The sequence below is a fragment of the Rhodococcus sp. SORGH_AS_0301 genome (genome assembly GCF_030818285.1).
In the GTDB taxonomy this organism is placed as follows: domain Bacteria; phylum Actinomycetota; class Actinomycetes; order Mycobacteriales; family Mycobacteriaceae; genus Rhodococcoides.
This window is the reverse complement of record NZ_JAUTAC010000002.1, coordinates 4,133,453-4,156,697: the sequence shown is the minus strand read 5'-3', so window position 1 is coordinate 4,156,697 and position 23,245 is coordinate 4,133,453. Positions and strand designations below refer to the sequence as shown.

Sequence of the window (23,245 nt, the reverse complement as noted above, 5' to 3'; positions counted from 1 at the left end):
TGTGGCGGTTATAGTGAGCGAGCGTCATCTCGACGCGGACTCGGGTCGGAACAGGAAGGGGACCGCACATGCTCGAACTGGCGATCCTCGGCCTGCTCCTGGAGACACCCATGCACGGTTACGAGCTTCGTAAGCGACTCACCGGACTTCTCGGTGCCTTCCGGGCCTTCTCGTACGGTTCGCTCTACCCCACCTTGCGTCGTATGCAGGCGGACGGGCTCATCGTCGAGAACCCCGGAGTCCAGGGCGCCGTCAAGCGTCGGGCACGTCGTGTCTACGAACTCACGCCGGCCGGCCGAGCTCGGTTCACCGAGCTGGTCGCGGACACGGGTCCGCAGAACTACACAGATGATGGATTCGGCGTACACCTGGCCTTTTTCGGGCGCACCCCCGCTGAGGCGCGGATGCGGATACTCGAAGGTCGGCGTCGCCAGGTCGAGGAGCGCCGTGAGGGGCTCCGCGACGCCATCGGCCGTGCAAGTGGGTCGTTGGACAGGTACACGCGCGGATTGCATCAGCTCGGCCTCGAGTCGAGCGAGCGCGAAGTGCGGTGGCTCAACGAATTGATCGCTGCCGAGGCAATGGCGATCACTTCGGAGAGTCCACCGCCCGCACCCACGACCGACACCTCGGCCGTGGCACACCCGGAGAGCACGTCGGCTCCGGCCACCCGATACGGAAAAGAAGGAGAACCCGACCATGAGTGACAACAGCACTGCGGTGCGCGTGGCCATTGTGGGCGTGGGTAACTGCGCGTCGTCCCTGGTACAGGGCGTGCAGTACTACAAGGACGCCGACGAGAACACCACAGTTCCCGGCCTCATGCACGTGAAGTTCGGCAAGTACCACGTCCGCGACGTCGAGTTCGTCGCCGCGTTCGACGTGGACGCCAAGAAGGTCGGCTTCGATCTGTCCGAAGCCATCTTCAACAGCGAGAACAACACCATCAAGATCGCCGACGTGCCCCCGAGCGACGTCAGCGTCCAGCGCGGCCCGACACTCGACGGCATCGGCAAGTACTACTCGGAGACCATCGAGATCTCCGACGCGGAGCCGGTCGACGTGGCGCAGGCACTGCGTGACGCGAAGGTCGACGTGCTCGTCTCCTACCTGCCCGTCGGATCCGAAGAAGCCGACAAGTTCTACGCTCAGGCCTGCATCGACGCGAAGGTCGCGTTCGTCAACGCGCTGCCCGTCTTCATCGCGTCCGATCCGGTCTGGGCCAAGAAGTTCACCGACGCCGGTGTGCCCATCGTCGGCGACGACATCAAGAGCCAGGTCGGTGCCACCATCACCCACCGCGTCATGGCCAAGCTGTTCGAGGATCGCGGCGTCCAGCTCGATCGCACGATGCAGCTGAACGTCGGCGGCAACATGGACTTCCTCAACATGCTCGAGCGCACGCGCCTCGAGTCGAAGAAGATCTCGAAGACGCAGGCCGTCACGTCCAACCTGCAGCGTGAGTTCAATGCGAAGGACGTGCACATCGGCCCGTCCGATCACGTCGGCTGGCTCGACGACCGCAAGTGGGCCTACGTCCGCCTCGAGGGTCGCGCGTTCGGTGACGTCCCGCTGAACCTCGAGTACAAGCTCGAGGTCTGGGACTCCCCGAACTCCGCCGGCGTCATCATCGACGCCGTGCGCGCAGCGAAGATCGCTCAGGACCGCGGAATCGGCGGACCTGTCGTGCCCGCGTCCGCGTACCTGATGAAGAGCCCGCCGAAGCAGCTCGCCGACGACATCGCTCGTCAGCAGCTCGAGGCGTTCATCATCGGCTCCGACGAGCAGTAGCCACTCGCGAACGTCCCGACGGGGTCGTCACGGTCGATCACTCGGCCGCGGCGGCCCCGTCGGCGTCTCACCGGTCGAGCGGGCCGTCGGGGACGCCGAGCAGGTACGACGTGGTGCCGCGGACACCGTCGGACACGAACACCTGGAACGTCTGATCGCAGGTCTCGGTACCGAAGCGGACGACGGCGAGTCGATGATGCGCACCCGTCACGCGCGGCCCCCGCGGAGGAGACGATTCCGTGAGCGGTCGGCGACGTGCGGACGCCGCCGCGTCGTGCTCGTACGTCACGACGGTGCCCTCGGTGGTGACCACGCCGACGGCCGTGATCGGTTCCGTCGCACTCGTGGACAACACCGGCGTGATCACGATCTCCCCCACCTCGTGGTCCCCGTCGGTGACGACGATGGTGAAGCGATCGGAGCCGAAGGACGACGGGTCGTCCTCCCACCGGTCCACGGACGCCGTACGCGAGTAGGTGAACATCCCGTCGGACGCGACGTCCGCGGTACCGCAGGACGGGCCGGAACCCAGTCGGTGGCTCCGCTGTGTGCACAGGGGCGAGGCGACGGACCCCGCCAGCAGGCAGGCCGTGACGGAGGTTCGAGGCATGGGGTCGCTCCTGAGGGTCGTGCGCCGGCCGGGTCGGCCGGATTCTCCTGTACTCACCGTGCCCGACGCGTGCACAAGAAGTGCAAAAGTGCCTGCGTGCGGCGCGAATACGCACAGCTGACTAGACTTGTCAGGTGACGAGTGACTCACCCGCTTCCGTCCGACTCGTCGGTGCCGTCACCGTCGAGCGTGGCTCTCGGGTGGTCGATCCCCGCATCATCGGTGGGCCGCGCTGCGTCGAACTGCTGTCGTATCTGACGCTCAATCGCCATCGAGAGGTCTCGCACGACGAGTTGGCGGACCTGCTCTGGCCCGAGGAGCGGCCGCGCACCTGGAATTCTGTGCTGCGTGGGGTGATCTCGAAGGTGCGGGACGTTCTCGACGCCGCGGACATCGCGGGTACGTCGATCGTGTCCCGTACCGGTATGGTGCGTCTGACTCTTCCGCCGGACACCACGGTCGATCTCGAGGAGATCCGGGACGCGTGCCGCCGCACGGAGGGATCACCCGCGGACCGTGCCCGCGATGCCCGGACGGCGTTGCGTCTGCTCGCCGAACCCGTGCTCGTCGGAGCCAACGGCGCGTGGGCGGACGACGTCCGGCGAGAGTTCGACGACCTGCGGCTCACGGCCCTCGAAGCGGACGCCACCGCGTCGATGGATCTCGGTGCGTTCGAGAACGCCGTGTCCTCCGCGGAGTCCCTGCTGGCAGCCGACCCCCTGCGCGAGAGCGCGTACCGCATCGCCATGCGTGGCTACGTGGCACTGGGCGACCGCGGACAGGCTCTCGGGGCGGCGGCGCGATGCCGAGCGGTGCTGGCGGACCGGCTCGGGGTGAGCCCCTCACGCGAGACCCAGTCGTTGTACCTGGAGTTGTTGGAGGACGATACCGAGACCACCCCAGCGCAGCGCGAGGAGCCGCCGGTGGGATCCGCCTTCGTCGGACGCGATGTCGAGATGAGCCGCATCGTCGAGGACCTCGAGGCGGCCGCTGCCGGTCATGGACGGTTTCTCCTGGTCTCGGGTCCGCCGGGGGCAGGGAAGACGTCACTCGCCCGCGCCGTGATGCAGCGTGCCCGCGCCGCCGGCACGGACGTCGTGTCGGGTCGCTGCAGCGAACACTCGACCATCCCGTACGAACCGTTCGTGGAGGCAGTCACCCGCGACCTCGACTCGCGCGGCGTCATCGGAGCGCGTCAGTGGCTGCGGACCAACGGCGCCGACATCCTCGGCATCATCCCCGGGGCCGCACGTCGATTCGGGGACCTCATCCCCCCGCACGTGGACGACGACCGCACAGGGGCGTCCGACGCGGTGCAGCGGTGGCTCGTCGGGCCCGCTCGACAGGCCCCGACCCTGCTCGTGATCGACGACCTGCAGTGGGCCTCCGGCACGACGGCCGCCCTGGTCCGCCATCTCGCGCGGTCGACGCAGAACGACCCACTCTGCATCCTCGCGACAATGCGGGACGAGAACCTCGTGTCCCCGGAACTCCAGGCGACCCTCGACGTCATCCGGTTGTCGGCGGGGTGCCGCGAGATCACCCTGGGCGGACTGTCTCTGGCCGCGGTGCACGACCTCCTTCGCGAGCAGAACTCGACCCTCGACCCCGAGGCCATCGTGGCACGGACGGGTGGCTCCGCCCTGCTGGTCGCAGCCGTCATCGCGGCACACGAGCGCGAACCCGGCGGCTCGCTCCCCTTCACGGTCACGGACGCGGTGCGTCTCGCGAGTCGCGAACTCAGCTGTGACGCAGTCACTCTGCTCGAACTGTGCGCGGTGACCGGGGTGACGGTCTCGCGCCCGCTGCTGCGGGCCGCCTCGACGATCCCGTCCGATCTCAGTTTCGCCGAGACCCTCGACGAACTGCTGGCCGTGAACTTCCTGGTCGCCGGCGACACCGACGACGAGCTGGTGATGAGACACGCTCTCGTGCAGTCGACTCTGTACGACGCGATACCCGGGGCGCGGCGAGCGCAGATGCACTCCGACGTGGCTCGGGCCCTGGTCGATCTCGGTGCCGACACCACCGCCGACGAACTCGCGCGCATCGCGTACCACTTCGGCAGGGCGCTGGACTCCGACCGCTCCGAGGCCGCGCTCTACGCGCGGCGTGCCGGCGACGCCGCCTACGCGGTGTCCGCGTACGAGGACGCGGTGGTGGGGTACCGGACCGCCCTTCGGAAGATGGTGCCGCACGGCGACTCCCGAGAGCGGTGCCGACTGCTGATCGACCTCGGCCGGGCGCAGCGTAAGTGCATCGACCGGTCCTACCGGGCCACTCTCTTCGACGCGATCGCCATGGCGCGGAGACTGGGCGACGTCGACCTGCAGGTCGACGCGACGCTGGCGGACACGATCAGTGGTGCGGGCCTGTTCCAGATGTTCGACCCGTTGCCGGAACGACTCGACAGCCTGCACGACGCACTGCACGTCCTCGAGGACTCCGGCCGCTCGAACAGCGCCGCCACGGCCAAGGTCCTGGTACTGCTGGCCATGGAGCTGAGCTGGACCGATGACTGGAAGGAACGCCGAGACCTTCTCGAACAGGCTGTGACGCTGGCGCATTCGGTGGGAGACCGCAGTGCCCTCGAGTCGGCGCTGCGCGCGATGCTGTGGTGCCTCCTGGTGCCCCAGTGCTGGGATCTGCGCCAGGAGGCGATGACGCGCCTCGTCGAGCTGGAGTCGACATCGTCTCGGCGGCATCGCGATCCGTCCGCCGCCACCATCCTGGCCAGGACCCAGCAGGCGTTCGGCGACCTCGGCGGCGCCGACTCGACACTCGCGGCGGTGACCCGGGCCGATCTCGCGGACGACCCCGAGATGACCTGGGCCATGGTGTGTTCCAAGTTCGGCGTGGACGTGTCGGCAGGACGACTGGTGCGCGCGGAGACCGTGCTGGCACGGATCTGCGAGACGCCCGACGCCGCGCTCGGCAGCCACACCTACGGCCGCGAACACACGTCGATCCTCACCCTCCGGACGATGCGCGGAGATCTCCGGCACTTCGCGGATCGGCGCGACGAGATGGCCACGATGTTCGACCTGATCCCGGCGTTCCGCCCGGTCGTGGCGTCCTCGCTCGCCGACGTCGGACGCATGGACGAGGCGCGCGAGCTGATGGACTGGTACGACGAGCAACGGCTCGCGGCGATCGCCCCGGACATGCTCTGGCTGATGTCGATGACCTTCATCGCCCGTGCCGGTGCCACGGTGGGCAACACACTGGTGTGCACCGACGTGTACGAACGGTTGCTGCCCTACGCGGAGCAGACCGTGTCGGTCGCCCCGAGCGTCTTCGGCGTGGTGCACCACCACCTGGCCGACGCGTCCCTGGCCACCGGTCACGTCGAGCGAGCGGGTCGCCATCTGCACGCCGCGCGGCGCCTGCACGTCGCCCGCGGCTTCGAGGGATGGAGCGCGGAGGACGCGTATCTCGGTCTCCGCATCGAGCACGCCCGCACCGGACGGCTCGCGGCCCGCGCTCTGGCGTCGGCCCGCACCCGTGCGGACGTCATCGGAGCCTCGGCGGTCCGGCGGCGCATCGACGCCGTCGCGGCCTTGGTGGAGAACTCCGAGCGCTGACTGCTACTCGCCGACGCGGTCGTCCGCAAGACCCTGCGAGCGCCTGTGGACGGCCGTCCCCGGGGACGCTCGGTGGGCCCGGCTCACGGCTGGTCCGGGCGTACTCTCGGCCCGTGAGTTCAGACAGGATGGTGGCCCGCATCGGTGGGCTTCTGCGTCAGGCCGAGTCCACGGACAATCCCCACGAGGCCGAGGCGTTCATGGAGGCCGCGCAGCGTCTCGCGACCGCCGCCTCGGTCGATCTGGCCGTGGCACGCTCGCACACCGCCTCGCGCGAGAAGCGGGCGACGCCGGTGCAGCGCGTCGTCCACATCGGGGAGCACGGCAAGAAGGGCCTGCGCACCTACGTCCTGCTGTTCGTGGCCATCGCCCGCGCGAACGACGTGCAGTGCGACGTGGCGCAGTCGTCGACGCAGGTCTTCGCGTACGGGTTCGAGAGCGACATCGACACGTGCGAGGCCCTGTACGCGAGCCTGCTCGTGCAGATGGTGCGCGCGAGCGACACGTACATCTCGTCGGGTGCGTACCGGGACGCCACCGTGGACCGTGAGGTCACCGTCGTCCGAGGACGCCGGCGCTATCGCACGGTCGAGCGGGCGCCGCTAGCCGGCGTCACTGCCAGGATCGAGTTCCAGACCGCGTTCGCGCACCGGGTCGGCGAGCGCCTGGCCGCCGTCAAGAAGGAGGCCGAGGCCGAGGCGGTCGCCACGGAAGCTCCCGAGGCCGGCACCGCACTGGTGTTGCGTGACAAGGAGATCGAGCTGCGCGACTTCTACCGGTCCGCCTCCACCGCCCGGGGTACCTGGCGCGGCAGCTCGGGTCGCTCGTACTCGTCGGAGGCTCGGCGAGCCGGAGACCACGCCGGTCGACGTGCGCGCCTGGGCAATCAGAGCGAGATCGGCGGCCCCCGAGGACAACTCGAACGGTGACCCGCGACAGCCAGCGCTCCCGCGTCTACGACGCCGAGCATCAGGTCCGCACCATGTTCGACCGCGCGGACGAACGGGGCCTGCGCACCGTCGAGCTCCTCGGGTCCACGGTCACCCTGCCGATCGAGCGGCGCTTCGCCTCGCTCGACTCGGTCCAGACCTACGTCGACGGCGTCACCGCTCTGGACTGGGTGCGCAGCGAGTGGCCACGCGCGGCGGTCCCGGTACGGGTCCGGGCCCGCTCGGGCGCGGGCGCCGCGCACTACGAGGTCGACACCGCCACCATCGCTGTCCCACTCCACGTACGGGGACGCGCCTGGGCCCTGCGCGAGATGGTGGTGCTGCACGAGATCGCGCACCATCTGGAACCCGGCGATCCGGACGACCACCCCGAACCGGCCCACGGCGGCGCGTTCGTCGATCGCTATCTCACCCTGGTCTCGGAGATCATCGGCGCCGAGGCAGGTTTCGTCCTCCGCGCGACGATGCACGCGTGTGGAGTGCGCATCGGTTGACAGGCCGGGCACCATGGAAGCGACAGCCAGCGCACTCACCGAAGGATCACACATGTCCGTTCGCATCGGAGTTCAGCTTCAGCCCCAACACGCCCCCGATTACGGCCTCATCCGCGACGCGGTGTTGCGGTCCGAGGACGCCGGCGTGGACATCGTCTTCAACTGGGATCACTTCTACCCGTTGTACGGCGACCTCGACGGCGCCCACTTCGAGTGCTGGACGATGCTGGGCGCCTGGGCCGAGCAGACCTCGAACGTCGAGATCGGCGCGCTCGTCACCGGCGGCGGCTACCGCAATCCCGACCTGCTGGCCGACATGGCGCGCACCGTGGACCACATCAGTGGAGGACGGCTGATCCTGGGCATCGGCGCCGGGTGGAACCAGAAGGACTACGACAACTTCGGCTACGACTTCGGCACCGCCGGCTCACGCCTGGCACTGCTCGACGAGAGTCTCGCCCGCATCACCTCGCGTCTCGCCGTCGGCAATCCGGCGCCCACTCGCCACATCCCGATTCTCATCGGCGGTGGCGGTGAGAAGAAGACGCTCAAGATGGTCGCCCGCTACGCCGACGTCTGGCACAGCTTCGCCGACCTGGACGCGCTGAAGCACAAGTCCGAGGTCCTGGCCGGACACGGTGAGACCGTCGGCCGCGACGTGTCGCAGATCGAGCGATCGGTGGCGTGGCCGGGCGCGGACGACGCGCAGGCCTTCGTCGACGCCGGAGCCACCCTCTTCACCGTCGGCGTCAACGGCCCCGACTACGACCTCACCGAGCTGACCGGCGCGATCTCCTGGGCGCGGTCGCACCAGGGTTGACAGTCAGCCGGACTGCTTTCCGAACAGCCCCGAGCTGCCGTGTCCGCCGTGCGAGGAGGCGAACTCGTACGCGGACTCGGCATGCTCGTGTTCGTCGATGCCGTCCGTCTCGTGCTGCGGATCCGCTCTGATCCCGATGGTCAGCTTCAGCACCGTGGCGATGGCCGCGGTGACCAGGAACGCATAGGCGAGAACGACGACGACGGCGACCACCTGTCGACCCAGCTGCGTGACGCCGCCGCCGTAGAACAGGCCGTCGACACCGGGCGGCATGTCGCTGCTCGCGAGGAGGCCGATCATGAGCGTGCCGACGATGCCACCGACCAGGTGCACTCCGACCACGTCGAGCGAGTCGTCGTACCGGAAGCGGTACTTGAGGCCGATCGCCAGGGCGCAGGCGACACCGGCGGCAGCGCCGACGCCCAGAGCGCCGATCGGGGTGACGGCCGTGCACGACGGCGTGATGGCCACCAGACCGGCGACGACACCCGACGCCGCGCCGAAGGATGTGGCCTTCCCGTCGCGGATCTTCTCGACCACCAGCCACGCCACCATCGACATCGCGCCCGCGCCCATCGTGTTGACCAACGCGACCGCGGCGACGCCGTCCGCCGCGAGCGACGATCCGGCGTTGAAGCCGAACCAGCCGAACCACAGCAGCCCGGCACCCACCATGACGGCGGGCAGGTTGTGCGGCCGCATCGCCTCCCGGGGCCACCCACGACGCTTGCCGACGACCAGGGCGAGCGCCAGGCCGGCCGCGCCGGCATTGATCTCCACCGCGGTGCCCCCGGCGAAGTCGATGGCCTTCAGCTGGTTGGCGATCCAGCCCCCGGTCTCCGCGGTGACACCGTCGAACGCGAACACCCAGTGTGCGACGGGGAAGTAGACGAGTGTCGCCCAGAGGCCGGCGAAGATCACCCACGGCATGAAACGCATCCGGTCGGCGACGGCGCCGGACACGAGCGCCACGGTGACCATCGCGAAGCCTGCCTGGAAGGCCACGAAGGCGAGCGCCGGAACGGTTCCCACCAGCGGGATCTCGACCGCGCCGCCCCCGGCTCCGAAGCTGCCGCCGATCAACGAGGTGAGGCCGGCGAACTGCGTCGGGTCCCCGATCCACCCACCGACGCTGTCGTCGCCGAACACCATCGAGTATCCGAACAGGACCCACAGGACCCACACGACCCCGATGGCCGACAGGCTCATCATCATCATGTTCAGCACGCTCTTCACGCGCACCATGCCGCCGTAGAAGAACGCGAGCCCCGGAGTCATCAACAGCACCATCGCGGCACTGGCCAGAACCCACGCCGTGTTGCCGGCATCCGGAGCGCCCGTCAGCGGGTACTCGAGACTGGAGTACATACGAACACCTTCCGTCCCCCGGCGCACACCCTCCAGGCGTCCTGGATAGTCGGTGACGTGCGCCCCGACGGAGACTAGACCCCTGGTCGGAGCGGTCCCCACGGCGATCACCGGCAACAGATCACTGAGCACAACCATTGCGCGTTCGACGTTTCGGTGATCCCGGCACGTGAGCCTTAGTGTTCATCTCATGCTTGCGCACCGCGTGGGACGGAAACTCATCGTCCTCGTCTCCACACTTCTCCTCGCCGTCCTCCTCGCGTCCTGCGGCACCTCGGACGGCGGCTCGTCGGACGGCTCCTCGTCCGCTGCCGCGGCACCGACCGAACTGTGCTCACCTCCCGGTGTGGACAGCGCGTCGTCCACGCCGACCAACTTCGACGCCGCGGCCGCCGCCGCGACCGAGGATCGGTACACGACGCCGTCGGCCACGCCGCTCGATCGCATCGACACCTCGCAGCTCGGACTGATCACGCCCGGCCAGCTCACCGTCGGCACGCTCTCCGACGCGCCGCCGAGCATCTGCGTCGACGGCTCCGGCACCTACACCGGCTACGACAACGAGCTGCTGAAGGCCGTCGCCGCGAAGCTCGGCCTGCAGATCAACTTCTCGGGCACCGAGTTCTCGGGTCTGCTCGCGCAGGTCGCCGGCCGACGCTTCGACGTCGGGTCGTCGTCCATCACCACCACCGACGAGCGGCGCAACACGGTCGGCTTCACCAACGGCTACGATTTCGGCTACTTCTCCCTGGTCGCGAAGGCCGGCGGACCGATCACCGCCTTCGAGAACCTGGGGCCGGACACCCGTATCGGCGTCGTGCAGGGAACGGTGCAGGACGACTACGTCGTCAACACCCTGGGCCTGGACCCGGTGAAGTTCCCCGACTACAACACCGCGTACGCAAATCTCCGCACCGGACAGATCGACGCCTGGGTCGCACCGTCGCAGCAGGCCGAGGGCCTGGTGAAGCCGGAGGACGGCACCGCGATCACGCAGAACACGTTCAGCCTCAACAACTTCGTCGGGTGGGCCGTCGCGCGGGACAACCAGCCGCTGATCGACGCGTTGAACTCCGGCCTCGACGCGATCATCGAGGACGGGACCTGGGCCCAGCTGTACTCCGACTGGGTGCCGCGCGAACTCCCGGAAGGATTCAAGCCCGGTAGCAAGGCAGCGCCGCAGCCCGAGCTTCCCGACTTCGCGGCCATCGCCGCCGAAAACGACGCGAATGCCCCGGCCGCGCAGGCCGTCGCACCGAAGTCGACGTTCGAGCAGCTCGGCGACACGTTCTTCGACTGGAACCTCTACAAGCAGGCGCTGCCGGACCTGCTGAAGACCGGCCTGCCGAACACGCTGATCCTCGCGCTGGCATCGGGCATCATCGGCACGGTTCTCGGCATGCTTCTCGCACTGGCGGGCCTGTCCCGCACCCGCTGGCTGCGCTGGCCGGCACGCGTCTACACCGACATCTTCCGCGGACTGCCCGCCGTCGTGATCATCCTCGTCATCGGTCTCGGCATCGGACCCGTCGTCAGTGGACTCACCGGCAACAACCCGTACTGGCTCGGTGCGGTGGCGCTGTCGCTGCTCGCGGCCGCGTACATCGGCGAGATCTTCCGATCCGGCATCCAGAGCGTCGAAAAGGGGCAGATCGAGGCAGCGCGTGCTCTCGGGTTCAGCTACCGACGCTCGATGCGCCTGGTCGTGGTGCCGCAGGGTGTCCGGCGCGTGCTTCCCGCACTCGTCAACCAGTTCATCTCGCTGATCAAGGACTCGTCGCTGATCTACTTCCTGGGTCTGCTGGCGACGCAGCGCGAACTGTTCGCCGTCGGCCGAGACCTCAACGCGCAGACCGGAAACCTGTCACCCCTGGTGGCGGCCGGACTCGTCTATCTCGCGATGACCGTCCCGCTGACCCACCTGGTCAACTACATCGACAAGCGTCTGCGCGTCGGCAAGGCCGAGCAGACACTCGACCCGGTCGAGCAGGCCATCGTCGTGGAAAGAGGCTGACACATGACCACCGCACCCTCGACCGAGCCGTTGACCGGCGTCTCACTCGCCGGCCGTGACCTGCACCTGTCCTTCGGCACCAACAAGGTCCTGCGCGGCGTCGACATCGACGTCGCCGCAGGAGCCACCACCACTGTCATCGGACCGTCCGGGTCGGGCAAGTCCACGCTCCTGCGCGTGCTCAACCGACTGCACGAGCCCGAGCAGGGCGACATCCTGCTCGACGGACGCTCGGTGCTGAAGGACGATCCAGACGCGCTGCGCCAGCGCATCGGCATGGTGTTCCAGCAGTTCAACCTGTTCCCGCACCGGACCGTCCTCGACAACGTCGCGCTCGGTCCGTGGAAGTTGAAGGGACTGAGCAAGGACGACGCACACGCCGCCGCGCTCGCCCAGCTCGACAAGGTGGGCCTGAAGGAGAAAGCGGGCTCGCGCCCCGGCAACCTCTCCGGCGGTCAGCAGCAGCGAGTGGCCATCGCGCGAGCACTCGCCATGGAACCGCAGGTGATGTTCTTCGACGAGGCCACGTCCGCCCTCGACCCGGAGCTCGTCAAGGGCGTGCTCGCCCTCATGGCGGACCTCGCGACCGGCGGCATGACGATGGTCGTCGTCACGCACGAGATGGGCTTCGCCCGCTCGGTGTCCGACCGCGTGCTGTTCATGGACCACGGCAGCGCCGTCGAGGTGGGCCCGCCCGCAGCGCTGTTCGACGACCCGCAGACCGAGCGACTGCAGAGGTTCCTGTCCGAAGTGCTCTGATCCCCGAGCCGCGAATGTGACGCGGCGCACAGCATCCCGCGTACGGTCGAGAGAGATGCCGACATTCGCACTCGAGAATGTCGGCGCTCTACCTCGAACGGGAGCTGAAAACATGGCCGACAACAGAGCCGTCGCCTACGCCGGAGCCGGGAAGGTCGAGGTCGTCGACATCGACTTCCCCAGCTTCACCTTGCAAGACGGGCCCGGCGTGAATCCGGCGAGTGTGGGCCGCGAGTGTCCGCACGGAGTGATCCTGAAGGTGGTGTCCACCAACATCTGCGGCAGCGATCAGCACATGGTTCGCGGCCGCACGACGGCACCCGAGGGCTTGGTGCTCGGGCACGAGATCACGGGCGAGGTCATCGAGGTGGGCCGCGACGTGGAGTTCATCAAGCAGGGTGATCTGTGCTCGGTGCCGTTCAACATCGCGTGCGGCCGCTGCAAGAACTGCAAGGAACGCAAGACCGGCATCTGCCTGAACGTCAATCCTGATCGTCCCGGCGCCGCCTACGGCTACGTCGACATGGGCGGCTGGGTCGGCGGCCAGGCCGAATACGTCATGGTGCCGTACGCGGACTGGAACCTGCTGAAGTTCCCCGACCGCGATCAGGCCATGGAGAAGATCCTCGACCTGACGATGCTGTCGGACATCTTCCCCACCGGCTTCCACGGCTGCGTGACGGCCGGAGTGGGAGTCGGGTCGACGGTCTACATCGCCGGCGCCGGACCCGTCGGACTCGCCGCGGCGGCCAGCGCGCAACTGCTCGGCGCCGCCGTCGTCATCGTGGGCGACCTCAACGAGAGCCGGCTCGCGCAGGCCCGAAGCTTCGGTTGCGAGACCGTCGACGTCAGCAAGGGCGATCCGAAGGATCAGATCGAGCAGCTGCTCGGGGTACCGGAAGTCGACTGCGGCGTCGACGCCGTCGGTTTCGAGGCACGCGGTCACGGTGACGGGTCGGCGACGGAAGCGCCGGCCACCGTGCTGAATTCGCTGATGGACATCACGACGGCGGGTGGTTCGCTCGGAATTCCGGGGTTGTACGTCACCGGCGATCCCGGCGCATCCGACGAAGCCGCCAAGGTCGGCGCGTTGTCGCTGAGCCTCGGCACCGGGTGGGCCAAGTCGTTGTCCTTCGCCACCGGACAGTGCCCGACGATGCAGTACCACCGCGGGCTGATGATGGCGATCCTGCACGATCGCGTGCAGATCGCGAAGGCCGTCAACGCACGCGCCATCTCGCTCGAGCAGGCTCCGCAGGGCTACGCCGACTTCGACTCCGGTGAGGCCACGAAGTTCGTGCTCGACCCCCACGGGCTCCTCGGCGCGGCCTGACCGACTCTCGCGAGGTGGGCTGTCGCGCCCACCTCGCGAGTGCGCGTCAGCCCAGGAACGCGAGCAGTTCCTGGTTGAACCGATCCGGGTGCGAGGTGTTGAACCCGTGCGGGCCGCCCTCGACGAGTACCAGAGTGCTGTTCGCGATCGCCTCGTGTGAGCGCTTGCCGCTCACCTCGAACGGAACGATGGCGTCCGCGTCGCCGTGGATGACGAGGGTGGGGACGTCGATCTTCGGCATGTCCTCACGGAAGTCGGTGCGCGCGAACGCCTCGATGCAGCCGAGGATCGCCGGTGTCGACGCTTCGGCCGCCATGTCCACCGCGTACTGACGATCCTCCTCCGAGACCTTCAGCTCGCCGTTCGCGCTGAAGAAGTTGGTGGCGAAGCCGTCGAGGAAGGCGTTGCGGTCCTCCTCGACGCCGTTCTCGAACCCCGCGATCGTCTCGTCGTCGAGGCCGCCGTCGGGGTTGTCCTCGGACTTGTAGAGGTACGGGGGAACAGCACCGGCGAGCACCGCCTTCGCGATGCGGTCGCTGCCGTACTTCGCGAGGTAGCGCACCACCTCGCCGCCGCCCATGGAGAAACCCACCAGCGTCACGTCCCGCAGGTCGAGCGTCTCCAGCAGGACCGACAGGTCCGCGGCGAACGTGTCGTAGTCGTAACCGGACTCGGGCTGCGACGAGCTGCCGAATCCACGCCGGTCGTACGTGACGACGCGGTGGCCCGCGTCGAGCAGTGCGACGATCTGGGGCTCCCACGACCGCTCGTTGAGCGGCCAGCCGTGGATCAACACCACCGGCGCGCCCTCGCCTCGGTCCTGGTAGTGCAGGTCGATCGGGGCGTCGTTCTCGACTCCCACCGAGAGCATCGGCATGTCGTGCCTCCTTCGTCGCGGTGTCTCCGCGTCGCTCTCGGTCTACCCGGAGCGTGCCCCGACGACACACGTTCGCCCACCGTTCACCTTCCTGCACCCGGGGAGTTGCTTACCTTCCCTTTGCCTTTTGCCCGGCACTTCTACGGTCGACCGGTGACCACGATTCCGCTTCCCCTGATCGTCTCCCATCAGCACGACGGCAGCTCATCGCGGTCGTCGCTGACGTGCAAGTACAAGTGCGGCGACGCCTGCTTCCACGAGGTGCCCAACACGTCGTCGAGCGAGTACTTCGGCGACATCGTCAAGACGGCGATGACGCGCCGCGGCATCCTGCGCGGTAGTGCGATGGCCGTGCTGGCCGTCGGCGCCACCAGCGCCCTCGCCGCGTGCGGCACAGAGGACTCGGGCACGGCCACCACCGCGTCGGCCACCCCGACCCCGGAGCCGCGTGGACTCGACTTCGCCGCCGTCGCGCCCAACACCGAGGACGCGGTCGTCGTCCCGGAGGGGTACGAGCAGGCCGTCGTCATCCGGTGGGGCGACCCGGTGGTCGAGGGTGCGCCTGCCTTCGACTTCGACAACCAGACCTCGGCGGCCCAGGAGAAGCAGTTCGGATTCAACAACGACTTCGCGGGTCTGCTGCCGATCGACGGGTCGTCCACCGAGTACCTGCTGGTGGTCAACCACGAGTACACGACGGAACCGTTCCTCTTCAAGGGGTACGACGCGGAGAACCCCACCGCGGAGCAGGTCGCCATCGGCCTTGCCGCCCATGGTCTCTCGGTGGTCCAGGTGGCCGGTGAGAACGGCTCGGGCAAGCTCACCCCGCAGATGGGCCGCTACAACCGTCGCATCACCGGATCGACCGAGTTCGTCCTCACCGGACCCGCGGCCGGCAGTGACTTCCTCAAGACCTCCGCCGATCCCACCGGCACCAGGGTGTTCGGCACGTTCAACAACTGCTCCGGTGGCGTCACCCCGTGGGGCACCGTGTTGTCCGGCGAGGAGAACATCAACCAGTACTTCGCCAACGCCGAGAGTGTGACCGACCCCGTGGTCGCCGAGCGTCTGGCGCGCTACGGCGTGGAAGGTGCTGCGTCCGAGCGCAAGTGGGAGCGATTCGACAAGCGCTTCGATCTGGCGCAGGAGCCGAACGAGGTGAATCGCTTCGGCTGGGTCGTCGAGGTGAACCCGTGGGATCCCACCGCAGCGCCGATCAAGCACACGGCACTGGGCCGGTTCAAGCACGAGGCCGCGACCATCCACGTGACCGACGACGGCACCGTGGTCGCGTACAGCGGTGACGACGAGCGTTTCGACTACATGTACAAGTTCGTCTCCAGCCGGAAGATGATGCAGGGCACCGGCGCTGCGGCACTGCGGTCCAACGTGACGCTTCTCGACGCCGGAACCCTCTACGTCGCGACGCTCTCCGGTGACGCGCCCGACCAGATCGACGGCTCCGGAAAGCTCCCGACGACGGGACAGTTCGCCGGCAAGGGCGAATGGATCCCGTTGTTGCGTACCGGCGAGGACGGCCGCGGCGAGTCCCTGGTCGACGGCATGTCCGCCGAGGAGGTCGCCGTCTTCACGCGCCTCGCCGGTGACAAGGTCGGCGCCACCAAGATGGACCGGCCGGAGGACTTCGAGCCGAACCCCGTCACCGGCAAGGTGTACGTGGCGCTGACCAACAACTCGAACCGAGGCACCGAGGGCAAGGCCGCCGCCGACGAGGCGAATCCGCGGGACAAGAACAAGAACGGCCAGGTCCTCGAGCTCGACGACGACCACGCCGGGACCAGTTTCACGTGGAACCTTCTGCTCGTCTGTGGCGATCCCGCAGCCGCCGACACCTACTTCGGTGGCTTCGACAAGTCGCAGGTCAGCCCGGTCTCGTGCCCGGACAACCTGGCGTTCGACGCCGACGGCAACCTGTGGGTGTCGACGGACGGTAACGCCCTCGACTCCAACGACGGCCTGTTCTCGGTGGTTCTCGACGGTGACCGCCGCGGCCAGACGAAGCAGTTCCTCACCGTGCCGAAGGGCGCCGAGACCTGCGGTCCGATCGTGCAGGAGCAGCGTGTCGTCGTGAGCGTGCAGCACCCGGGCGAGGAGGACGACGCCAGTGCCGACGCCCCCGCCTCGCACTGGCCCGACGGTGGCGACTCGCAGCCCCGTCCGTCGGTCGTCGCGGTGTGGAAGGTCTGACCTTCTCCCTGCCGTCGTGGACCGCGGTCAGCCCAGCCAGTCGAGCACGCTGGCCGCGGTCCACGATTGCTGCATGCTTCCCAACGGCTCTCCGGTGAACGGCTCGTAGTACTCGGCGAAGCTGCCGTCGCTCGCCTGCCGCAACCCCTCCTCGCGCAACATCGCCGACCGCTCCGACCACCCGCGTCGGGCGAAGGCCCACGAGAACAGCCACGTCACCACCGGCCACACGGGACCGCGCCAGTACTCGCGAGGTCGGAAGTCCCTCGAGATCGGCGACGTCGACGGGGGAACGGCGTACTTGAAGTCCGGGTGCCCGCAGAAGCGCGGACCCTCGAAGAGTCGCAGCAGCGCCCGCTCGGTGTCACGAGGCAACCCACCGCACAGCAGCGGCGCGAACATCGCCATCGTGTCGGTCTTGATCCACTCCCCGGACCGCACGTCGCGATCCCGAGCCGCGCCGGAACGCGCGTCGGTGGTGGCGACGACGCCGCTCCGGAACCGGTCGGCCCAGGCGCGCAGGTCCCGCACGTCCGCATGAGGCCGGGAATGGTCCTCGCCGATGGTGGCCAGCACGTCACAGGCGACAGCGAAGATCGCGCTGACGAACACGTCCTCCACCGCGAAGCTCATGGCGCTGTTCAGCGCGAGATCGTCGTACCGCGCAAGCTTCATCTCCTCGAGCAGCCAGAGATAGCGGTCGTACTCGATGTTGCTCGGGCGCTGCGACGAGTCGGTGACGATGGACGTGTCTTCCCGGATGTACGGCGGCACCGCCCCCGGAATCACCTTCGCGTACGCCGCGTCCCAGCGCGGCGAGTTGTCCATGCCCGATTCCCACCCGTGGTACAGCGTGATGCGCCCCGTGTGGTTCTGATCGCGTGCGTGTGCCAGCCAGCGGTGCCACCGCACCAGATCCGGCCATCGCCGATCGAGGAACTCACCGGCGACCTGCCGCGTGGTCCGCCCACGTCGACGGGCGTGATCGAGAATGCGCTGCACGGCGATCGCGTGCACGGGGGGCTGCGTGATGCCCGAGGTGTGGACGCCGACGGGTGCGTGCGCGGCGAGTTCGTTCACCTGCCAGCGGGCGGGCCCGGGGAAGTATCCGTCGACACCGCTGGCGAAGACGATGTGCGGGATCATGCCGTTGGACCACTGAGCGGACAACAGGGTGTCGAGCTCGACGACGGCCCGCTCGACACTCAACGGGGCGAGCCCGACCGACACGAAGGCGGCGTCCCAGCTCCACATGTGTGGGTACAGACGCGGAGCCGCGCTGGTCATGGTGCCCAGATCGTTGCCGCGCAGGAGGTAGGCGGCCCGTGCTGCGAGCTGAGTCGGGGTGAATCCGGGGGCGGCCATGGGAGACATCATCCGTCGGACGGCGCGATCCTGCAGGACGCGCCGGTGAGTCGGGGTGCGGGCCCGGCGCGTCGGTCGCATACTGAGCCATCGGCGTCGAACGCGCCGGGGCAACTGGTCGGGGGTGGTGGGTGTGTCGACCGCGTCGATGTCCGCGCTGGTCGGGTGGCTGCCGGACGACTCCGGTCACGATGCGCTGGGTCTGGCCGCGCGCATGGCGACCACCGCTCGGGCCGCGGGCGGCGCGATGACGGTCCGCACGTGCACCGTCCTGCCGCGGACGTGGCCGTTCCCGTCGATGGCGCACGTGGACGCGGAGTACCGACGCTGGCTCGAGGAGCGCGGCACGGATGCGGCCGCTCGGGCCGATGCGGCGATGGCGGACCTGCTCACTCCGGCCGATCTGGGATCGCCCTCCGCCTTCTTCGCCGAGAACGCCGCCGAGTCGGCCGCACTCACCGCGGCGTCGGCCACTCACCATGCCGACCTGGTGGTGCTGGGGAGCTCCGACGGTCCCGACGATCGCTTCACGCCGGGGAGCACGAGCGAGACGCTGCTGCACTCGTCGGCTGTTCCGCTGGCACTGGCGCCGCGCGGAGCACGCCGCCGCACCGACGCCGTCTCCCGCATCTCCTGCGCCTACACCGGGACCCCGGAAGCCAAGGATGCGCTGTATTCCGCAGCGGCTCTCGCGGTGCGCTGGAACATCGCGCTGCGCCTGGTGGCGTTCGCACCACGACGCTCGACGACGTATCCCCCCTTCGGTGGCTACGACGCGGAGGATCTGGTGACGTCGCAGTGGCGTGCGCAGGCCACCGAGATGCTGCACTCCGCGGCGTCGGACGTCACGTCCGCCTACCCGGCCCTGTCCCCTACGTGCGCGGTGGGTTCCGGCGGGGACTGGCAGCACGTGGTGGACTCGGTCGAGCTGGGGCCCGAGGACCTGCTGGTGCTCGGTTCGTCCCGCCTCGGACCTCTCGCCCGGGTGTTCCTCGGCTCCACCGCGTCGAAGATTCTGCGGCACAGCCCTGTTCCGATTCTGGTCGTTCCCCGTGGAAGCCGATTCGCTCGGTGAACCGCGCCGATAGTGGAGGAAACATGAGCGATCCGGGCAAGGGTTCGGGACTGCTGCGACGCAAGTCGATCAGCGACATCGCAGCCCTGGAGGCGACGGGCGAAGGTCGGCTGAAGCGGTCGATCACCACGTTCCAGCTGACGTGCATCGGCGTCGGCTCGACCGTGGGCACCGGCATCTTCTTCATCTTCTCGTCCGCCGTCCCGGTGGCGGGGCCCGCCGTCATCTTCTCGTTCGTCATCGCCGCCGTCACGGCCGGCCTGACGGCGCTCTGCTACGCCGAGCTGGCGTCGTCGATCCCGGCCTCCGGGTCGACCTACACCTACACGTACACCACCATCGGCGAGTTCGTCGCGATCCTCGTCGGCGCCTGCCTCATTCTCGAGTACGGCGTGTCGACGGCCGCGGTGTCGGTGCTGTGGTCCCAGTATCTCAACGACCTGTTGGATCGTACTGTCGGACTACGCATTCCGGACGTGCTGTCGCATGCACCCGGAGACGGCGCCGGTTTCGGCGTCAACCTGCCCGCCATCGTTCTCGTCGCGCTGTGCGCCGTGTTGCTGATCCGCGGAACGAGCGAGTCCGCTCGTGCGAACGCCGTCATGGTCGTCATCAAGATCGGCATCCTCGCGATGTTCGCCATCGTCGGTTTCACAGGATTCAGTCTCGAGAATCTGGAACCGTTCGCCCCGTTCGGAGTCGCCGGTGTCGGTGCGGCGTCCGGCCTGATCTTCTTCTCGTTCATCGGACTCGACGCGGTGTCGACGGCCGGCGAGGAGGTGCACGATCCCAAGCGCACGCTGCCCATCGCGCTCATCAGCGCGCTGGTGGTGGTCACGCTGATCTACCTGTTGGTGACGATGTCGGCGATCGGCGCGCAGAAGTACACCGAGTTCGAGGGCCAGGAGGCCGGTCTCGCCGAGATCCTGCAGTACGTCACAGGATCGAGCTGGCCGTCGATCGTGCTGTCGGCGGGCGCCGTCGTCTCGATCTTCTCGGTCACGCTGGTCACCCTCTACGGGCAGACTCGGATCCTGTTCGCGATGAGCCGCGACGGTCTGATCCCGAAGGTGTTCTCGCAGGTGAACCCTCGCAGCCTCGCACCGGTGAAGAACACGATCATCGTGGCGTTCTTCGTGTCCCTGCTCGCGGGTTTCCTGCCGCTGGACTTCCTGGCGGACCTGGTGTCGATGGGCACGCTCGTGGCCTTCATCGTCGTCTCCGCCGGAGTGATCATCCTGCGCCGCCGCGAGCCGAACATCGAGCGCGGCTTCAAGGTTCCGCTGTACCCGGTGCTCCCGATCCTGTCGATCTGCGCATGCCTGTACCTCATCAGCACCCTGCACATCCAGACGTGGATCCTCTTCGCGGTCTGGCTGGCGGCCACGTCGGTGCTCTACTTCACCTACTCACGACGGCGATCGACCCTGGAGCCGAACAGGCTCCAGGGCTGATCGAAGCGTGACGGTCAGCGACCGATGGTGGCGTGCATCTCCCAGACGATGACCTCGGCTGCGGACGTCGTCGACAGTGTCTGTCCGCCACCGCCCTTGATGCGGACCGCGTCACCCTCGCGCAGCAGGCCCACGCCCTCGAGCGAGGCCTCGCCGCGGGCGACGAAGACGTGCAGGAACGGAGCATCCGGAAGGTCCTGAGCCGGGGTGTCGGAACGCAACCGTGCGACGTGCATCGCGGCGTACTTGTTCTTGATGCGGATCGCCGAGTGGTCCTTGTAGGCGTCCATTCCCGACGCGACCGGAACCAGCCCGCCCGAGAGCAGTTCGTCGTCGATCTCGAGCTGCTCGTACCCGGGGGTGATGCCGGCCTCGTCGGGCACGACCCACATCTGCACGAAGTGCACCGGGTCCCGATGCTTCTGCGACGGGTTCTCCGTCGACGCGAGACGCCACGAGTCGTTCTTCTCCGAGTGCAAAATTCCCGTGCCGGCGCTCATCCGCTGGGCGAGCCCCGGGTAGATGAGCCCGTTGTGCCCGATGGAGTCCTGGTGCACGAGGGATCCCTGCAGTACCCACGTGACGATCTCCATGTCCCGGTGCGGGTGCGTGTCGAAACCAGTACCCGCGTCCACGATGTCGTCGTTGTTCACCATCAGCACCCCGTGGTGGGTGTTGTCGGGATCGTAGTGATGTCCGAACGAGAACGAATGGTGCGAGTCGAGCCAGCCGATGTTCGTGGCCGGCCGGTCGTCGGCGCGACGGACGTCGAGTTCGGGTGCGGTGGAGGTCGTCATGGGGGTCCCTTCTCGGGATGGACAGTGAGACTACCGAGCGAGCTTGCCCGCGATGGTGACGACGCGGGTGGCGAGATGTCCGAGGGCGGCGCGGGTCGCGTCGTCCAGTTCGTTCTGGTTGTCGGGTCCGGTGACGTGGCCGACGCCGTAGGGGTTGCCGTCGGCGAACTTCAGTCCGTCGGTGTAGCCGGGGGGAACGAGGATGCCGCCGAAGTGCATGAGCGAGGTGTACAGGTTGACGATGGTCGTCTCCTGGCCGCCGTGGGCCGTCTGGCTCGAGGTGAACGCGGCGTAGGCCTTGTCGGCGAGCTTCCCCTGGGCCCACAGGCCACCGAGCGTGTCGAAGAAGGTCTGGAACGGGGACGCGACGCTGCCGAAACGGGTCGGCGAGCCGAAGATGACGCCGTCCGCCCACACGATGTCGTCACCGGTGGCGGCCGGCAGATCCTTGGTGGCCTCGTAGTTGGCAGTCCAGGCGGGGTTCTCGGCGAAGGTCGCCGGGTCACGGGTCTCGGCGATGTGCCGGACGCGCACCTCGGCGCCGGCCGCCTGAGCGGCCTTCTCGAGCTCGGCCGCCATCGTGGTGCCGTGGCCGGTGGAGGAGTAGTAGAGGATCGCGAGCTTCGTCATGATTGACCTTTCGGGAGAGAACCGTGATTCGGGAGTGATTCGGACTCAGAGAACGTGGTGGCCGTACATCTCGCCGAGCGGGTCGGCGATGAGTTCGAGGCGTGCACCATCGGGATCACGGAAGTAGATCGAGACTCCACTGTGCTCCGTGAGCTCGACGCCCGCATCCGTCAGCTTGGTGCGCAGGTGTTCCCAGCGGTCGGGTTCCACGCTGATGGCCACGTGATGCAGTCCGCCGAGCACCTCCTCGTAGGGGCCGACGTCGAGGCCGGGGAAGTCGAAGAAGGCGAGGAGGTTGCTGTTCCCGATGTCGAAGAAGAAGTGCGACGAGCCGGGGTAGTCGCGGTTCTCGATCAACTCGGTCAGTGGGAACTCGAGCACACCCTGGTAGAACAGGATGGTCTGCTCGACGTCGCTGCTGATCAGCGCGGTGTGGTGCAGTCCGCGCGCCGAGGACGTCGGGCGGGACTCTGCAGGCTGCAGGTGCAGGCCCCGCAGTCGGTCGCGCCGGGCCTCGAACTCGTCCGAGCGCTGCTGCTCGTCGGCTGTCATGCTCATCGTCTCCGCCTTCGATCGAATCGTTGCGTTGTCAACTACCGAGAACAGTACCGCACATGGTTGCGCTGTCAACTACTTGGGTAGACTCGTGTCATGACTCAGTGGCTGACCGAGGACGAGCAGCGCGCCTGGCGCTCGTACCTCGACGCGACGCGTCTTCTGATGCAGACGCTCGATCGGCAGCTCACGCGCGATTCCGGGATCTCCTTCACCGACTTCGAGCTGCTCGTCGTGCTCTCGGAGGCACCCGGCCGACAGATGCGGATGCGCGACCTGGCCGATGCGGTGACCACCACCCGCAGTGGCGTCACCCGGGCGATCACCCGACTCGTCGACGCCGGTTGGGTCGTCCGCGTCGAGTGCGAGGACGACCGTCGGGGGATGCTCGCGGAACTCACCGACGCGGGTATGGACAAGCTCGCGGCGTCGAGCCCCGGCCATGTCGGCGCCGTCCGGGCGTCGATGTTCGACGTCCTCACCGACGACGACGTCGCGACCTTCGCGAGGGCGTACTCGGACATGCGGACGCACATCCAGAAGGGCGCCGGATAGCCTCGC

General features: G+C 68.1%; 20 protein-coding genes. 13 read left to right on the top strand and 7 right to left on the bottom strand.

Annotation, left to right across the window (positions count from 1 at the left end; translation table 11 throughout):
• Positions 1 to 68: 68 nt before the first annotated feature.
• Together QE397_RS20275 and QE397_RS20270 are read left to right on the top strand one after the other, a co-directional pair.
• Positions 69 to 707 carry a PadR family transcriptional regulator gene (locus QE397_RS20275; protein WP_027506004.1) on the top strand — a complete coding sequence of 213 codons (639 nt, stop codon included), beginning with the start codon at positions 69 to 71 and terminating at the stop codon, positions 705 to 707.
• A complete protein-coding gene (locus QE397_RS20270; RefSeq protein ID WP_027506003.1) occupies positions 700 to 1,791 on the top strand; it encodes an inositol-3-phosphate synthase in 1,092 nt (363 codons plus the stop codon). The genes QE397_RS20275 and QE397_RS20270 overlap by 8 nt, the downstream gene beginning before the upstream one ends.
• 67 nt (positions 1,792 to 1,858) lie before the next feature.
• On the opposite strand, the gene QE397_RS20265 is transcribed toward QE397_RS20270, so the two are convergent.
• A complete protein-coding gene (locus QE397_RS20265; RefSeq protein ID WP_027506002.1) occupies positions 1,859 to 2,401 on the bottom strand; it encodes a hypothetical protein in 543 nt (180 codons plus the stop codon).
• 134 nt (positions 2,402 to 2,535) lie between these two features.
• On the opposite strand from QE397_RS20265, the gene QE397_RS20260 reads away from it, so the two are divergent.
• From QE397_RS20260 to QE397_RS20245, 4 genes are all read left to right on the top strand, one after another.
• On the top strand, positions 2,536 to 5,985 hold the full coding sequence (locus QE397_RS20260) for a BREX system ATP-binding domain-containing protein (RefSeq protein WP_307096959.1): 3,450 nt from the start codon (positions 2,536 to 2,538) through the stop codon (positions 5,983 to 5,985).
• Positions 5,986 to 6,098: 113 nt separating this feature from the next.
• Positions 6,099 to 6,914, top strand: a complete 816-nt coding sequence (locus QE397_RS20255; protein WP_056440912.1) for a DUF2786 domain-containing protein — start codon at positions 6,099 to 6,101, stop codon at positions 6,912 to 6,914.
• A complete protein-coding gene (locus QE397_RS20250; protein ID WP_027505999.1) occupies positions 6,911 to 7,429 on the top strand; it encodes a TIGR04338 family metallohydrolase in 519 nt (172 codons plus the stop codon). The genes QE397_RS20255 and QE397_RS20250 overlap by 4 nt, the downstream gene beginning before the upstream one ends.
• A gap of 52 nt (positions 7,430 to 7,481) precedes the next feature.
• The gene (locus tag QE397_RS20245) at positions 7,482 to 8,249 is read left to right on the top strand and encodes an LLM class F420-dependent oxidoreductase (protein WP_027505998.1); all 768 of its coding nucleotides are present in this window, start codon (positions 7,482 to 7,484) and stop codon (positions 8,247 to 8,249) included.
• 3 nt (positions 8,250 to 8,252) lie between these two features.
• Here the strand turns inward: QE397_RS20245 and QE397_RS20240 are convergent, their stop codons facing one another.
• On the bottom strand, positions 8,253 to 9,617 hold the full coding sequence (locus tag QE397_RS20240; RefSeq protein WP_027505997.1) for an ammonium transporter: 1,365 nt from the start codon (positions 9,615 to 9,617) through the stop codon (positions 8,253 to 8,255).
• A gap of 190 nt (positions 9,618 to 9,807) precedes the next feature.
• On the opposite strand from QE397_RS20240, the gene QE397_RS20235 reads away from it, so the two are divergent.
• From QE397_RS20235 to fdhA, 3 genes are all read left to right on the top strand, one after another.
• Positions 9,808 to 11,631: an ABC transporter substrate-binding protein/permease gene (locus QE397_RS20235; protein WP_307096955.1), complete on the top strand. Its 1,824-nt coding sequence runs from the start codon at positions 9,808 to 9,810 to the stop codon at positions 11,629 to 11,631.
• Positions 11,632 to 11,634: 3 nt separating this feature from the next.
• Positions 11,635 to 12,390, top strand: a complete 756-nt coding sequence (locus QE397_RS20230; protein ID WP_056440906.1) for an amino acid ABC transporter ATP-binding protein — start codon at positions 11,635 to 11,637, stop codon at positions 12,388 to 12,390.
• Between the two features lie 112 nt (positions 12,391 to 12,502).
• Positions 12,503 to 13,723 (top strand): formaldehyde dehydrogenase, glutathione-independent, encoded by a 1,221-nt coding sequence (gene fdhA / locus QE397_RS20225; RefSeq protein WP_027505994.1) that lies wholly within the window; start codon positions 12,503 to 12,505, stop codon positions 13,721 to 13,723.
• A 46-nt stretch (positions 13,724 to 13,769) separates the two neighbouring features.
• Here fdhA and QE397_RS20220 read toward each other — a convergent pair whose 3' ends face one another.
• Positions 13,770 to 14,600, bottom strand: coding sequence for an alpha/beta fold hydrolase (locus QE397_RS20220; protein WP_056440899.1), 831 nt, complete (start codon positions 14,598 to 14,600; stop codon positions 13,770 to 13,772).
• Positions 14,601 to 14,753: 153 nt separating this feature from the next.
• Here QE397_RS20220 and QE397_RS20215 point away from each other — a divergent pair, with 153 nt between their 5' ends.
• A complete protein-coding gene (locus tag QE397_RS20215) occupies positions 14,754 to 16,808 on the top strand; it encodes a PhoX family phosphatase (protein ID WP_307096951.1) in 2,055 nt (684 codons plus the stop codon).
• Between the two features lie 27 nt (positions 16,809 to 16,835).
• Here the strand turns inward: QE397_RS20215 and QE397_RS20210 are convergent, their stop codons facing one another.
• On the bottom strand, positions 16,836 to 18,173 hold the full coding sequence (locus tag QE397_RS20210; protein WP_204869410.1) for an amylo-alpha-1,6-glucosidase: 1,338 nt from the start codon (positions 18,171 to 18,173) through the stop codon (positions 16,836 to 16,838).
• Positions 18,174 to 18,306: 133 nt separating this feature from the next.
• Here QE397_RS20210 and QE397_RS20205 point away from each other — a divergent pair, with 133 nt between their 5' ends.
• Together QE397_RS20205 and QE397_RS20200 are read left to right on the top strand one after the other, a co-directional pair.
• Positions 18,307 to 19,248, top strand: coding sequence for a universal stress protein (locus QE397_RS20205; protein WP_307096948.1), 942 nt, complete (start codon positions 18,307 to 18,309; stop codon positions 19,246 to 19,248).
• Between the two features lie 23 nt (positions 19,249 to 19,271).
• Complete coding sequence (locus tag QE397_RS20200; protein WP_307096946.1) at positions 19,272 to 20,702, top strand: amino acid permease; 1,431 nt, start codon at positions 19,272 to 19,274, stop codon at positions 20,700 to 20,702.
• A 14-nt stretch (positions 20,703 to 20,716) separates the two neighbouring features.
• Here QE397_RS20200 and QE397_RS20195 read toward each other — a convergent pair whose 3' ends face one another.
• From QE397_RS20195 to QE397_RS20185, 3 genes are read right to left on the bottom strand one after another with little or no spacing between them, the layout of a single operon-like run.
• The gene (locus QE397_RS20195; RefSeq protein WP_027505989.1) at positions 20,717 to 21,499 is read right to left on the bottom strand and encodes a pirin-like bicupin family protein; all 783 of its coding nucleotides are present in this window, start codon (positions 21,497 to 21,499) and stop codon (positions 20,717 to 20,719) included.
• A gap of 30 nt (positions 21,500 to 21,529) precedes the next feature.
• Positions 21,530 to 22,129 (bottom strand): NAD(P)H:quinone oxidoreductase, encoded by a 600-nt coding sequence (wrbA, locus tag QE397_RS20190; RefSeq protein ID WP_027505988.1) that lies wholly within the window; start codon positions 22,127 to 22,129, stop codon positions 21,530 to 21,532.
• Positions 22,130 to 22,174: 45 nt separating this feature from the next.
• Entirely contained in the window at positions 22,175 to 22,681 is a 507-nt protein-coding gene (locus tag QE397_RS20185; protein ID WP_027505987.1) for a VOC family protein, read from the bottom strand.
• Positions 22,682 to 22,780: 99 nt separating this feature from the next.
• On the opposite strand from QE397_RS20185, the gene QE397_RS20180 reads away from it, so the two are divergent.
• Entirely contained in the window at positions 22,781 to 23,239 is a 459-nt protein-coding gene (locus QE397_RS20180) for a MarR family winged helix-turn-helix transcriptional regulator (protein ID WP_027505986.1), read from the top strand.
• The last annotated feature ends 6 nt before the right edge of the window (positions 23,240 to 23,245 follow it).